Origin of the sequence: Bordetella genomosp. 7, from assembly GCF_002261415.1 — a bacterium.
Taxonomy (GTDB): Bacteria; Pseudomonadota; Gammaproteobacteria; order Burkholderiales; family Burkholderiaceae_B; genus Bordetella_A.
Window position 1 is genome coordinate 192,838 of the sequence record NZ_NEVI01000019.1, and the last position, 13,044, is coordinate 205,881.

Annotated in this window: 12 protein-coding genes; 6 read left to right on the plus strand and 6 right to left on the minus strand. The window is 65.4% G+C overall.

Annotation, left to right across the window (positions count from 1 at the left end; all coding sequences use genetic code 11):
* Window positions 1-72 precede the first annotated feature (72 nt).
* Genes napA through CAL18_RS15345 form a run of 5 tightly spaced genes read left to right on the plus strand, consistent with a single transcriptional unit; the run spans window position 73 to window position 5,469 of the window.
* A complete protein-coding gene (napA, locus tag CAL18_RS15325) occupies window positions 73-2,616 on the plus strand; it encodes a nitrate reductase catalytic subunit NapA (RefSeq protein WP_026638874.1) in 2,544 nt (847 codons plus the stop codon).
* A gap of 1 nt (window position 2,617) precedes the next feature.
* Complete coding sequence (napG, locus tag CAL18_RS15330; protein WP_081745648.1) at window positions 2,618-3,457, plus strand: ferredoxin-type protein NapG; 840 nt, start codon at window positions 2,618-2,620, stop codon at window positions 3,455-3,457.
* Window positions 3,454-4,380, plus strand: coding sequence for a quinol dehydrogenase ferredoxin subunit NapH (napH, locus tag CAL18_RS15335; RefSeq protein WP_094818228.1), 927 nt, complete (start codon window positions 3,454-3,456; stop codon window positions 4,378-4,380). Before napG ends, napH begins: the two co-directional genes overlap by 4 nt.
* A gap of 2 nt (window positions 4,381-4,382) precedes the next feature.
* Entirely contained in the window at window positions 4,383-4,838 is a 456-nt protein-coding gene (locus tag CAL18_RS15340; protein WP_026638876.1) for a nitrate reductase cytochrome c-type subunit, read from the plus strand.
* Between the two features lie 13 nt (window positions 4,839-4,851).
* A complete protein-coding gene (locus tag CAL18_RS15345) occupies window positions 4,852-5,469 on the plus strand; it encodes a NapC/NirT family cytochrome c (RefSeq protein WP_094818229.1) in 618 nt (205 codons plus the stop codon).
* 14 nt (window positions 5,470-5,483) lie between these two features.
* On the opposite strand, the gene CAL18_RS15350 is transcribed toward CAL18_RS15345, so the two are convergent.
* From CAL18_RS15350 to CAL18_RS15370, 5 genes are all read right to left on the minus strand, one after another.
* Window positions 5,484-6,377, minus strand: a complete 894-nt coding sequence (locus tag CAL18_RS15350; RefSeq protein ID WP_094818230.1) for a ZIP family metal transporter — start codon at window positions 6,375-6,377, stop codon at window positions 5,484-5,486.
* Between the two features lie 57 nt (window positions 6,378-6,434).
* Window positions 6,435-7,049, minus strand: a complete 615-nt coding sequence (locus CAL18_RS15355; RefSeq protein WP_026638879.1) for a superoxide dismutase — start codon at window positions 7,047-7,049, stop codon at window positions 6,435-6,437.
* A 181-nt stretch (window positions 7,050-7,230) separates the two neighbouring features.
* Entirely contained in the window at window positions 7,231-8,433 is a 1,203-nt protein-coding gene (locus CAL18_RS15360) for an NAD(P)/FAD-dependent oxidoreductase (protein ID WP_051423684.1), read from the minus strand.
* A gap of 31 nt (window positions 8,434-8,464) precedes the next feature.
* Window positions 8,465-10,726, minus strand: coding sequence for an arginine/lysine/ornithine decarboxylase (locus tag CAL18_RS15365; protein ID WP_026638881.1), 2,262 nt, complete (start codon window positions 10,724-10,726; stop codon window positions 8,465-8,467).
* A 182-nt stretch (window positions 10,727-10,908) separates the two neighbouring features.
* Window positions 10,909-11,358 (minus strand): hypothetical protein, encoded by a 450-nt coding sequence (locus CAL18_RS15370; RefSeq protein ID WP_038852101.1) that lies wholly within the window; start codon window positions 11,356-11,358, stop codon window positions 10,909-10,911.
* Window positions 11,359-11,618: 260 nt separating this feature from the next.
* Between CAL18_RS15370 and CAL18_RS15375 the strand changes: the two genes are divergently transcribed.
* A complete protein-coding gene (locus CAL18_RS15375) occupies window positions 11,619-12,041 on the plus strand; it encodes a VOC family protein (protein ID WP_026638883.1) in 423 nt (140 codons plus the stop codon).
* An 8-nt stretch (window positions 12,042-12,049) separates the two neighbouring features.
* Here CAL18_RS15375 and CAL18_RS15380 read toward each other — a convergent pair whose 3' ends face one another.
* On the minus strand, window positions 12,050-13,027 hold the full coding sequence (locus CAL18_RS15380) for a LysR substrate-binding domain-containing protein (protein WP_026638884.1): 978 nt from the start codon (window positions 13,025-13,027) through the stop codon (window positions 12,050-12,052).
* Between the last annotated feature and the right edge of the window lie 17 nt (window positions 13,028-13,044).

A 13,044-nucleotide genomic window follows, 5' to 3' on the forward strand; every position in this document is an offset into this window, starting at 1 on the left:
AGCCGCCCTCCGCGGGTCGCCCTCCGCGGGTCTCGCCCACTCCCACCGTCATTCGGCACAGAGAGCTCCACCATGTCATTGAACCGACGCGAATTCATCAAGACCCAGGCAGTAGCCGCAGCGGCCGCCACCGCCGGGCTGAGCCTGCCCAACGCGGCGCTTGCCCAGGCCGGCGCGGCACCCTTGCACGTACGTTGGGACAAGGCGCCGTGCCGCTTCTGCGGCACGGGCTGTTCCGTGCTGGTCGGCGTGCAGGACGGCCGGGTCGTGGCCACCCAGGGCGATCCCGAAGCGCCCGTCAACCGCGGGCTCAACTGCATCAAGGGCTATTTCCTTTCGAAGATCATGTATGGCGCCGATCGCCTGACGCAGCCCCTGCTGCGCAAGAAAGACGGCGCATACGACAAGAACGGCGAATTCGTGCCCGTGAGCTGGGACGAAGCCTTCGACATCATGGCGCAGAAATGGAAGCAGGCGCTGGCCAGCGGCGGCCCCGACGCCATCGCCATGTTCGGCTCGGGCCAATGGACCATCTGGGAAGGCTATGCGGCCGCCAAGCTGTACAAGGCCGGCTTTCGCAGCAACAACCTGGACCCCAACGCCCGGCATTGCATGGCCAGCGCGGTCGTCGGGTTCATGCGCACGTTCGGCATCGACGAACCCATGGGCTGCTACGACGACATCGAACATGCCGACGCCTTCGTGCTGTGGGGCTCGAACATGGCCGAGATGCATCCCATCCTGTGGAGCCGCATCACCGACCGCCGCCTGACCCACCCGGGCAGCGAAGTCCACGTGCTGTCGACCTTCGAACACCGCAGTTTCGAGCTGGCCGACAACGGCATGATATTCGTGCCGCAAACCGACCTGGCGATCCTGAACTTTCTGTGCAATTACCTGATCCAGCACGGCAAGGTGGACCACGATTTCGTGGCGCAGCATGTCAATTTCAAGGCCGGCGTAACCGACATCGGTTACGGTCTGCGCCCCAACGACCCACGCGAGCAAGGCGCCACCGCCAATGGCTATGCCGGCTCGGACGGCAAGCCCAAGGGCGACCCTGGCGGCGCAACGCCCAGCACGTTCGAGGCGTTTGCCGAGTTCGTCGCTACCTACACCCTGGACTACACCGCCCGGCTGTCGGGCGTGCCGGCCGAAAAACTGCTGCGGCTGGCCGAGTTGTACGCCGACCCGGGCAAAAAGATCGTGTCGTTCTGGACCATGGGCTTTAACCAGCATACGCGGGGCACATGGGTCAACAACATGATCTACAACGTGCACTTGCTCACAGGCAAGATTTCTCAGCCTGGCTGCGGCCCGTTTTCCCTGACAGGCCAGCCTTCGGCCTGCGGCACGGCGCGCGAGGTGGGAACCTTCGCGCATCGCCTGCCGGCCGACATGGTGGTGGGCAATCCCGCGCACCGCAAGATTGCCGAGCAATTGTGGCAGCTGCCCGAGGGCACCATTGCGGCCAAGGTCGGCCTGCACGCCGTGGCGCAAAGCCGGGCGCTCAAAGATGGCAAGCTCAAGTGCTACTGGACGTCCACCACCAACAACATGCAGGCCGGCCCCAACATCAACGACGAAATCTACCCGGGCTGGCGCAATCCGGAGGCCTTCGTGGTGGTGTCCGACCCATACCCCACGGTGTCGGCATTGTCGGCCGACCTGATCCTGCCTACCGCGATGTGGGTGGAAAAAGAAGGCGCATATGGCAATGCCGAGCGGCGCACGCAGTTCTGGCGACAGCAGGTACGCGCGCCCGGCGAATCGCGGTCCGACCTGTGGCAGTACCTTGAATTTTCCAGGCGGTTCCAGGTCGAGGAAGTCTGGCCGCCCGAACTGCTGGACAAAAAACCCGAATATCGGGGCAAGACGCTGTACGACGTGCTGTACGCCAATGGCGTGTGCGACCGCTATCCGCTGAGCGACGTGGGCTCGGTCAACCAGCATGCCATCGACGGCTACATGAACGACGAATCCGAGCACTTCGGCTTTTACGTGCAGAAAGGCTTGTTCGAAGAATATGCACAGTTCGGACGCGGCCATGCGCACGACCTGGCCGACTTCGACCTGTACCACCGCGCGCGCGGCCTGCGATGGCCTGTGGTCGACGGCAAGGAAACCCTGTGGCGCTTCCGCGAAGGCTACGACCCCTACGTCAAGCAGGGGGAAGGCATCCGCTTCTACGGCAACAAGGACGGTCGCGCGAATATCTTCGCCCTGCCCTACCAGCCGCCGGCCGAAGTTCCGGACGCCGACTACGACCTGTGGCTGTGCACCGGCCGCGTGCTGGAGCACTGGCACACGGGCTCGATGACGCGGCGGGTGCCCGAGCTGCATCGTGCCGTGCCCCAGGCCGTGCTCTTCATGCATCCCGATGACGCCAAGCAGCGGGGGCTGCAGCGCGGCATGCAGTGCAAGATCGCATCACGGCGCGGCGAGGTATACGCCAGCGTCGAGACGCGCGGCCGCAACAAGCCGCCGCGCGGCCTGGTGTACATGCCGTTCTTCGACGAGGGCCGTCTGGTCAACAAACTGACCCTGGACGCGACTTGCCCCTTGTCGAAGGAAACCGACTTCAAGAAATGCGCCGTCAAGGTGCTGAAGGCGTGACGTGAACGGACCTGTTTCCAACCCCGGCGGGCCGGCCGGCCCTACGGGCGATGCCCAGGCGCCGGGCGCGGCGCAGGCTGCAAAGACGGCCGCGTCCGGTCGCCGCCAGTTCCTGCAGCAATCGGCTGCCGCCGCAGGAGGAGCCTGCGCGGCCGCGCTGGGGCTGGGCCTGTACGCAAAACAGGCAAGCTCGCTGCCGGCCGCGGCCCTGCGTCCGCCCGGCGCGCTGGCCGAACCGGAATTCCTGGCCGCCTGCATCCGCTGCGGGCTCTGCGTAAGAGCCTGCCCCTACGATACGCTGCGCCTGGCGACGCTGGGAAGGCCGATTCCTGTCGGAACGCCGTACTTCGACGCACGCGGCGTGCCCTGCGAAATGTGCGAAGACATTCCCTGCGTACCGGCATGCCCGACGGGCGCGCTGGACCACGCCCTGACGCGCATCGAAGACGCGCGCATGGGGCTGGCGGTGCTTATCGACCAGGAAAATTGCCTGAACTTCCAGGGCCTGCGGTGCGACGTGTGTTATCGCGTATGCCCGCTGATCGATACGGCCATCACGCTCGAACGGCAGCACAACCCGCGGTCGGACCGCCACGCCATGTTGCTGCCCACCGTTCATTCTGCGCACTGCACCGGCTGCGGCAAGTGCGAGCAAAGCTGCGTACTGCCGGGCGCCGCCGCCATCAAGGTGCTGCCGCATGCATTGGCGCAGGCGTCCGCTGCGGGCCATTACCGCAAAGGCTGGGAAGAAGCCGAGAAGGCCGGGGGGTCGGTCATCGGCGAGCAGATCCGCCTGCCGGTGCGAGGCCTGGACGACGCGGCAGGAGCGCACAAGCCATGAACGCGACGACACCGAAATCCAGGCGGCCGAGCGTGGCGGGCCGCGACCCGACCGCCGCCGCCATTGCCGGCAAGGGCTGGTGGCGCGCCCACCGCTGGCTGCTGTGGCGGCGCGCCGTGCAGTTCGGCGTGCTTGCGCTTTTCCTGATCGGCCCGGTGACCACGTGGATGACTCGTCAGGGATGGCTGTCGCGTCCCTGGTGGCCCGTGAAAGGCAACCTGTCGTCCAGCCTGACGCTGGACCAGTTGCCGCTCACCGATCCGTATCAGCTGCTGCAAAGCCTGGCGGCCGGCCATACGCCACTGGGCAGCGCGTTCATCGGCACCGCTATCGTGCTGGCGTTCTATCTGCTGTGCGGCGGGCGGGTGTATTGCTCATGGGTGTGCCCCCTGAACCCCGTGACCGACGCGGCCTCGTGGCTGCGCCGCAAGCTGCGGTTGCGCGCCGGAGGCCACGCGCCCCCGAAGCCGTTGCGCATGTGGCTGCTGGCCGCCACGCTGGCGGCATCGGCGGTTACCGGCACGCTTGCCTGGGAATGGGTCAACCCCGTTTCCGTGCTGCATCGCGCCCTGGTGTTCGGAGCCGGCGCCGGGTGGGCGCTGGTGCTGGGCATCTTTGTGTACGACCTGCTGGTTGCGCCGCGCGGATGGTGCGGCCATGTATGCCCGGTAGGCGCGTTCTATGGGTTGCTGGGCCGGCGCGCCCTGCTGCGCGTCAATGCCGCCGGACGCGAGCGGTGCGACAACTGCATGGACTGCTACGCCGTCTGCCCCGAACCCCAGGTAATCAGGCCTGCGCTCAAGGCGGCGGGCCAGGACCATCCCGTCATCCTGGACCGCGACTGCACCACATGCGGGCGCTGCGTCGACGTCTGCCCCCAACAGGTATTCCACATGAGCCACCGGTTCCGCCACAGGAGTTGAACATGAAACGCGTCTTGTACCAGACCGCCCTAGGCCTGCTCGTGGGCCTGCTGACCATCACGCCGCCGGCAGCGGCCGACGTACCGGCCCCCGTCAAGAGCTTGCGCGACGCGCCGGTGGCCGGCGACGAACAGACTGCCGGGCACTATCGCCAGGAACTTGATGCCGGCACCACGCTGCCGCGCGACTTCGTGCAACAACCGCCATTGGTTCCCCATGCCACCAGCAACTACACGGTGACACTCAATTTCAACAAATGCCTGGATTGCCACGGCTGGGCGCGCGCCCAGGCCACCCAGTCGCCGAAAATTTCGGTGACTCACTTCCGCGACGCACTGGGTCGCGAGCTGTCATCGGTGAGCCCGTCGCGCTACTTCTGCCAGCAGTGCCATGTGCCTCAAAGCGACGCCAAGCCGCTGGTGGACAACACTTTCCAGCGCGTCCCGGGCCTGAACTGAGCGAGCATAAGCCATGAACCCAACCAGATGGATCCGGGCCCTGTCGCGCCGCGCGTGGGCCTTGTTGGCCAGCGGCCTGAGCATTGCATTTATTTTGGGCATTGTGTTTTGGGGCGGCTTCAATACGGTGATGGAATGGACCAACACCGAAGCGTTCTGCATTTCGTGCCACGAGATGAACCAGAACGTGTACCAGGAATACCGCAACACGGTGCACTATTCCAATCGCACCGGGGTGCGAGCCGTGTGTTCGGACTGTCACGTTCCCAAAGAATGGGGGCCCAAGATGCTGCGCAAGCTGTACGCGTCCAACGAACTGCTGCACCACTTCCTGGGCACCATCGACACACCGGAAAAGTTCGAAGCCAAGCGCGCCACGCTGGCGCAGAACGAATGGCGGCGCATGAAGGCGAACCACTCGCGCGAATGCCGCAATTGCCACGATTTCAGCTTTTTCGACTACACCGGCCAGGCCGCCAGATCCGCCCGGCAGCATCAACAGGGGCTGGACAGCGGGCAGACCTGCATCGACTGCCACAAGGGCATTGCGCACAGCCTGCCCGCCGTCGACCAGCGCATCGGCCAAGCACGGCCGCAGGCCGTGCCGGACGGCGTGCTGCACGCAGACTGACCGGCCGCGGCCAGCTAGGCCAGGGCAGTATCCAGCAGCATCATCAGCACGAAGCCCAGCATCAACCCGCAAGTGGCATATACCTCATGCCCCTTGCGGTGTGATTCGGGAATGATCTCGTGGCTGATCACGAACAACATGGCGCCGGCGGCGAAACCCAAGCCCCACGGCAACAACGACGCAGACCAGCCCACCACCACGGCGCCCACCAGGGCGCCCAGCGGCTCGACCAACCCCGACAGCATTCCCAGGGCGACGGCAAAACTGCGCCGGTACCCCGCCGCCAGCAGCGCGAGCGAAACGACCAGCCCTTCCGGAACGTCCTGTATGGCGATACCGGTGGCCAGGGCGGTGCCGCGCACCGGATCACCGCCTACATAACTCACCCCGATGGCCAGGCCCTCGGGCACGTTGTGCAGGGCAATGGCGATCACGAACAGCCAGGTGCGGCGCAGGCGGCGCGTTTCCAGGCCTTCTTTGCCTTTGATGAAATGTTCGTGCGGCAACAGCCGGTCCATCAGCAGCAGGGCCGCCGCGCCGATCAGCAGGGCCGCCCCCACGATGCCGCCCGCGCCCCACGCGCCGTACCCCAGGGCGGAGGCCGCGGCAATGCCGGGCACCACCAGCGAAAACGCGCACGCAGCCAGCATGACGCCCGCGCCGAAGCCGAACATGGTGTCCTGCACCTTTTCGGACAGCGTCTGCGAGAACATCACCGGCACCGTGCCCAGGGCCGTGGCTGCGGCCGCCAGCAGGCCGCCCGCCAGGGCATCGGCCACATGTGGCGCACGCGGGGTCAGGTAGGCCCAGAGCGAATGCAAGCCCAGGCAGGCGACCAGCACCGCCAGGGTCCAGACGCTGATACTGGTAAGCGGCGGTCGTACGCGATGGCGGCTGAAGGTGTTCATCTGAATGGGTACCGCAAGAAGGTTGAACCCATGTCCGGCAGGCAAGCCGGCCCGCGCCTAGGATTTGGCGGCGTCGTAGCGGCGCGCGACTTCATCCCAGTGGACAACGTTGAAGAATGCGGCGATGTAATCCGGCCGGCGATTCTGGTACTTCAGGTAGTAGGCGTGTTCCCAGACGTCCAGCCCCAGGATCGGCGTATTCCCATGCATCAGGGGGCTGTCCTGGTTGGCCGTGCTTTCCACCATCAGCTTACCCTGGGGCGTGACGCTCAGCCACGCCCAGCCGCTGCCGAACCGCGTCAGGGCCGCCTTGGTAAAGGCATCGCGAAACGCGTCCATCCCGCCAAGCTCGGCATCCAGCGCGGCCGACAGGGCGCCGCCGGGCTGCCCGCCGCCCTGCGGGGACATCACCGTCCAGAAAAGACTGTGGTTGGCGTGGCCGCCGCCGTTGTTGCGCACGGGGCCACGCACCGATTCGGGCAACGTATCCAGCCGGCGCATCAGGTCGTCGATGGGCTGGTCCGTCGGCAGCCCGGCGCCTTCCAGGGCGGCGTTCAGGTTGTTGATGTAAGTCTGGTGATGCTTCGTGTAATGGATTTCCATCGTCTGCGAGTCGATGTGCGGCTCCAGTGCATCGTAGGCATAGGGTAGCTCGGGCAAGGTGTAGGGCATGCGAACCTCCGATAGGTGTCAATGCTTGCAGCGGGTGCTCGAGCCGTCAGGCGCAGCAACCCGTGTGCCTGTCGACGCGACCCTTGCCGCCGGCATCTCCGATAAATTTAATCTAAATGATAGTTATTTCTATTCAGAAATACAATCGGCGGCCTGGCGTTCGCGCGCCGCGCGCGGGCCCTCAGAGCGCGCGGCCGCAGGCCACGGCGGAAGCCCATGCCCACTGGAAGTTGTAGCCTCCCAGCCAGCCTGTTACGTCGACTGCTTCGCCAATAAAGTACAAACCGGCAACCGAACGGGCCTGCATGGATTTCTGGTCGAGTCCGCGCGTGTCCACGCCGCCGCGCATGACTTCGGCCTTTTTGTAACCCGCGGTACCGCTGGGCACCAGCCGCCACTGATGAATGCCCTGCCCCAGTGCGCGCAGCGTCTTGTCTGGCGTATCGGCCAGGCGCATGGTGGCCAACCCCGGATAGCCGTTCTGTTCGGCCAAATGCAGCCACTGATCCGCCAGGCGGCGCGGCCACAGGCCGCTGAGCACGGTATGCAACTGCTGGCGGTTGCCCGGTTTGTCGGCAATCAGCGCTTCGGCCAGGTTGCGGCCCGCCGCCAGGTCGATGACGATGGCTTCGCCGGGCTGCCAATAACTGGATATCTGCAGGATCGCCGGCCCCGACAGGCCGCGATGGGTAAACAACAAGTCTTCGAGGAACTCGCCGCGCGCGCGGCCGCTGCCGGTGGCGAGCGAGACCTCGATTGCCACGCCCGAAAGCTCGGCAAACGGCCGCCACTGGACCGCATCGAAAGTCAGCGGAACCAGGGCGGGCCTGGGCTCGATCACTTTCAGGCCGAACTGCCGCGCGAGCTTCAAGGCGAAATCGGTGGCGCCCAATTGCGGGATGGCCATGCCGCCCGTGGCAACGACCAGTTTGGCGGCATGGATCTCGCCCTGACTGGTGCGCAGCACGTAGCCCGCATCGCTGCGCGCCACTTCGGCCACGCGGCACGGCATGCGCCATTGCACTCCGGCGGCCTGGCACTCGGCGCGCAGCATGTCGATGATGGATTCGCTGCTGTCGTCGCAGAAGAGCTGCCCGCGATGCTTTTCGTGCCAGGAAATGCGATGGCGGCGCAGCAGGTCCAGGAAGTCCTGGGGCGTATACCCCGCCAGGGCCGAGCGGCAGAAATGCGGGTTTTCGGACAGGAAGTTGGCCGGCCCGGCGCCGATATTGGTGAAGTTGCAACGTCCGCCGCCGGAGATGCGGATTTTCTCGGCCAGGCGCTCGGCATGGTCGAGCAGCACGACCCGCAGGCCGCGCTGCCCCGCCACGCTGGCGCACATCATGCCGGCGGCGCCCGCGCCGATGACGGCTACGTCGAACATCATCGGCATGCGCCGGCAGGCCAGTACACCGTCAGTCTTCGATCAGGCAGTCGACGTAGTAGCGCTTGGAGCCGTCCGGGCCGGTTTCTTCGGCCAGCCCGTGGATGTACGTCTCGAAGCCCGGATAGCGCTCGTTGAATTCGCGGGCGAACTGCAGATACTGCACGATGGTGCGGTTGAAGCGTTCGCCCGGGATCAGCAACGGAATGCCCGGCGGATACGGGGTAAGCAGTACGCCCGTGACGCGGCCCTCGAGCTGGTCGATCTCGACGCGCTCGACCTCGCGGTGCGCCATGCGGGCGAAGGCGTCCGACGGCTTGAGCGCGGGCACCATGTCGCTGAGGTACATCTCGGTGGTCAGGCGCGCCACGTCCTTGTCGCGATAGGCTTCGTGGATTTGCTGGCACAGGTCGCGCAGGCCCATGCGTTCATAGCGGCGGTGGTCGCGGCAGAAGTCGGGCAGGATGCGCCACAGCGGCTGGTTGCGGTCGTAGTCGTCCTTGAACTGCTGCAGCGCCGTCAGCAGCGTGTTCCACCGGCCCTTGGTGATGCCGATGGTAAACAGGATAAAGAACGAGTACAGGCCGGTTTTTTCCACCACGACGCCATGCTCGGTCAGGTACTTGGACACCAGGGCGGCCGGGATGCCGGTTTCACCGAAGCTGCCCGACATATCCAGCCCCGGCGTAATGATGGTGGCCTTGATGGGATCGAGCATGTTGAAGCCCGGCGCCAGGTCGCCGAAGCCGTGCCAGTGGTCGTTGGCTTCCAGCACCCAGTCGCCGCGGTTGCCGATGCCCTCGGACACCAGCCGGTTCGGGCCCCATACCTTGAACCACCAGTCGTTCTTGCCGAACTCGGATTCCACCTTGCGCATGGCGCGCCGGAAGTCCAGGGCCTCGCGGATGCTTTCCTCGACCAGGGCCGTGCCGCCCGGAGGCTCCATCATGGCCGCGGCCACATCGCACGAGGCGATGATGGCGTACTGGGGCGAGGTCGAGGTGTGCATCAGGTACGCCTCGTTGAAGATATTGCGGTCGAGCTTGCGGGTCTCGGACTCTTGCACAATGATCTGCGACGCCTGCGAAATGCCGGCCAGCAGCTTGTGCGTCGAATGCGTGGCGAACACCATCGGTTCCTGGGGGCGCGGACGGCCCGGCCCGATGGCATGCATGTCTTTATAGAAGTCGTGAAATGCCGCATGCGGCAGCCAGGCTTCGTCGAAATGCAGCGTATCGACGTAGCTGCCCAGCTGCTTCTTGATCATCTCGACGTTGTAAATCACGCCATCGTACGTGCTTTGCGTCAGCGTCAGGATGCGCGGCTTCTTGTTCGCAGCCTGCCGCGCGAAGGGGTTGGCCTCGATCTTTTTCTGGATGTTTTCGGGATGGAATTCCTCGAGCGGAATCGGCCCGATGATGCCCAGGTGGTTGCGCGTGGGACGCAGGAACACCGGGATCGCGCCCGTCATGGTAATGGCGTGCAGGATGGACTTGTGGCAGTTGCGGTCTACCACCACGACGTCGCCCGCGGCGACGTTGGCGTGCCACACCACCTTGTTCGACGTGGACGTGCCGTTGGTCACGAAGAAACAGTGGTCGGCATGGAAAATGCGCGCGGCGTTGAGTTCGGACTCGGCCACCGGGCCGGTGTGGTCCAGCAGCTGCCCCAGCTCGTCCACGGCGTTGCACACGTCGGCGCGCAGCATGTTTTCGCCGAAGAACTGGTGGAACATCTGCCCCACCGGACTTTTCAGGAAGGCCACCCCGCCGGAGTGCCCCGGGCAATGCCAGGAATAGGAACCGTCTTGCGCGTAGTGAACCAGCTCGCGAAAGAACGGTGGCGCCAGGCCGTCGACGTAGCTGCGCGCCTCGCGGATGATGTGACGCGCCACGAACTCGGGCGTGTCTTCGAACATGTGAATGAAGCCGTGCAGCTCGCGCAGGATGTCGTTGGGAATGTGCTCGGACGTGCGCGTCTCGCCGTACAGATAGATGGGGATATCGGCGTTGCGAAAGCGCAGTTCGCCAATAAAAGAACGCAGGTTCTTGATGGCGCTGGCCACGTCCTCCGGGGAGTCCTCGTCGAACTCTTCATCGTCGATCGACAGGATGAACGCGCTGGCGCGGCTTTGCTGCTGGGCGAACGAGCTGAGATCGCCGTAGCTGGTGACACCGATCACCTCGACACCTTCGGCCTCGATGGCGGCTGCCAGCGCGCGAATCCCCAGGCCCGAGGCGTTCTCGGAACGATAGTCTTCGTCGATGATGAAAATGGGGAAGCGGAATTTCATGCGGGCGCTCCAGGGCGAGGCAAAACGGAGGCGAGTGTACTGCGGGTTTCTGGCCGCAGGTGAACAAATTGCCGCCCGGCGACGGGCGGCAATTAAAAGCCGAATTGTAGGCCGCTTTGCGAGCAGGCGCAGGCGGGTGCAGGGACGGGCTGGCGGGATGCGCGACCGGCCGGCCGCCGCGCCTATCGTATGGTGTCCGACCGCCGGTCGGTGACGGCGCGCACATAGTGCTGGAAGAACTCGGGAAGGCGTTCTGCCGGCCCATTGCGCACGCAGCGTTCCACTTTTGCGATGGCGCACAGGCACACTTCGAATTCGGGTTCGCCCGTGACCAGCACGACGGGATCATCGTCGTCGCACACTTCGTACAAGCCCCCGTAATGGCGCCGGGCGACTTCGTACAGATAAGCCGCCGCGCCGACCGTTTGCATGGGGGTAAGGGCCAGGCGCCCGCTGTGCGCCTCTTGCAGCACGGCATCCAGGGCCGCGACGCTTGGCATGGAGTAATCCAGGGCCGCCGGGCTGGGGACGGCCTTGCGGAAGTCTTCGGCCGCATTCTGGACGCGCTCGATGAATTCGTCTTGCACTTCCAGGGCGACTTCTTGCTGCGTAGATTTGCGTACACCGAACATGGCTGGCTCCTGTACCGGCAGACCGCGTGTTAGGGTGATTTCATTATATTGGCCGCACCTTGGCGACGACCGCGGGCAAGTGGCGATATGCGATGCTGGTTACGAACCCGTACGCCATGTCACGGGTGCGGCAGCCGGGTGTTGCGGCCACGCTCGTCTAGAGGCAGACGCCTTGCGCGCCCGCTGGCGGCCGCGCATACTGACACTTTGCGAAACGCTATTTTGTTGCACGCGCGCAACGCGGCAGGCAGCCCGTAACCATGCACGTCCTGATCAACATCGATGTCGACGACCTGGATCGCGCGGTGCAGTTCTACCGCGATGCATTCGGGCTGGAAACCACCCGCCGCTTCGGCGGCGACGGCGTCGAGATGCTGGGTGCGGGCGCGCCCATTTACCTGTTGCGCAAGGCGCAGGGCACGCGACCCGCCGGCACGGTGACCGGCGGGCGCGACTACGCGCGCCACTGGACGCCCATACACCTGGATTTCGTGGTCGACGACCTGGATGCCGCCACGGACAAGGCCGTGGCGGCCGGCGCCATACTGGAAAGCCCGCCGCAGTCGCACGCGTGGGGCCGCATCGCCCACCTGAGCGATCCGTTCGGCCATGGCGTGTGCATCCTGCAGTTCCTGGGGCAGGGTTACGACGCGGTATCCACACCGGGAAACAGCCCGCCGTGAGCGCCGGATTACGCCTGCGCAACGATGGCTGAAGACGCGCACACTTCGCGCACGATGCAGGAAAACCGCTCCTCCGCTTCCAACGGAACGTCGCGTACCTGACGTATCAGGCTGATCGGCGGCAAGTCCCAGTTCCATTCCCACGCAACGCGGGCCACGCCGCCGGCCTGTTCCATGTCATGGGCGATGTCTTCGGGCACGATGGACAACAGGTTCTGGTTATTGCGCAGCATGCCGGCGATGACATCTACCGAGTAAGTCTGTACGCGCGCCACGGGCGGGCGCACCTGCTGGCGCGTGAACAGTTCCGTAACCATATTGCCGATAGGCGTGGCCGACGACGGCAGGATCCAGTCGACTTGCGCCAACATCCGCCAGTCGGGCCGCGTACGCGCGATGCGCCGGGCCAGGGCGGGGTGCGCGACCAGCGCCGGCCGTTGCGCATAGAGCACCTGGTGCCACATGTTGTCCAGGCCCACGGCCGCCGCGGCGCGGCCGATGACGCAATCGATCTCGTGGCCCCGCATTTCCTGCAGCAGGCGGTCGGTGGTGGCGCGATGCAAGACCACGTCGATGCCTTCGGCACACAATCGTTCAAGCACGGGGGTCAGTATTCGCCCTGAAACGAACGGGATCACGCCGACCCGCAGCTGGGCGGCGCGGCCGGAACGCACGGTTTCCATTTCCTGCCCCCAGTGGTCCAGGTCGAGCATCATGCGCTCGGCCCGTGCCAGTGCCAGCTGCCCGAGCGGCGTGGGCAGCAGCCCCTGGCGCGAACGTACGAACAACGGGCCCTCGAAGATGTCTTCGATCTCGGCAAGCGATTTCGTGGCTGCGGGCTGGCTGATGCCCATGGCGTCGGCGGCCCGTGTCAGCGAGCGCAGGCGCCCGAGCCGGGTGAGCAAGGTCAGGTGGCGCAGCTTCAGGCGCGACAGCAGGCGCTGGGAGTGGCTTGAAAGTCCGCTGGATGGGCTGGCGACTGACATAACCAAATGCTTATCTA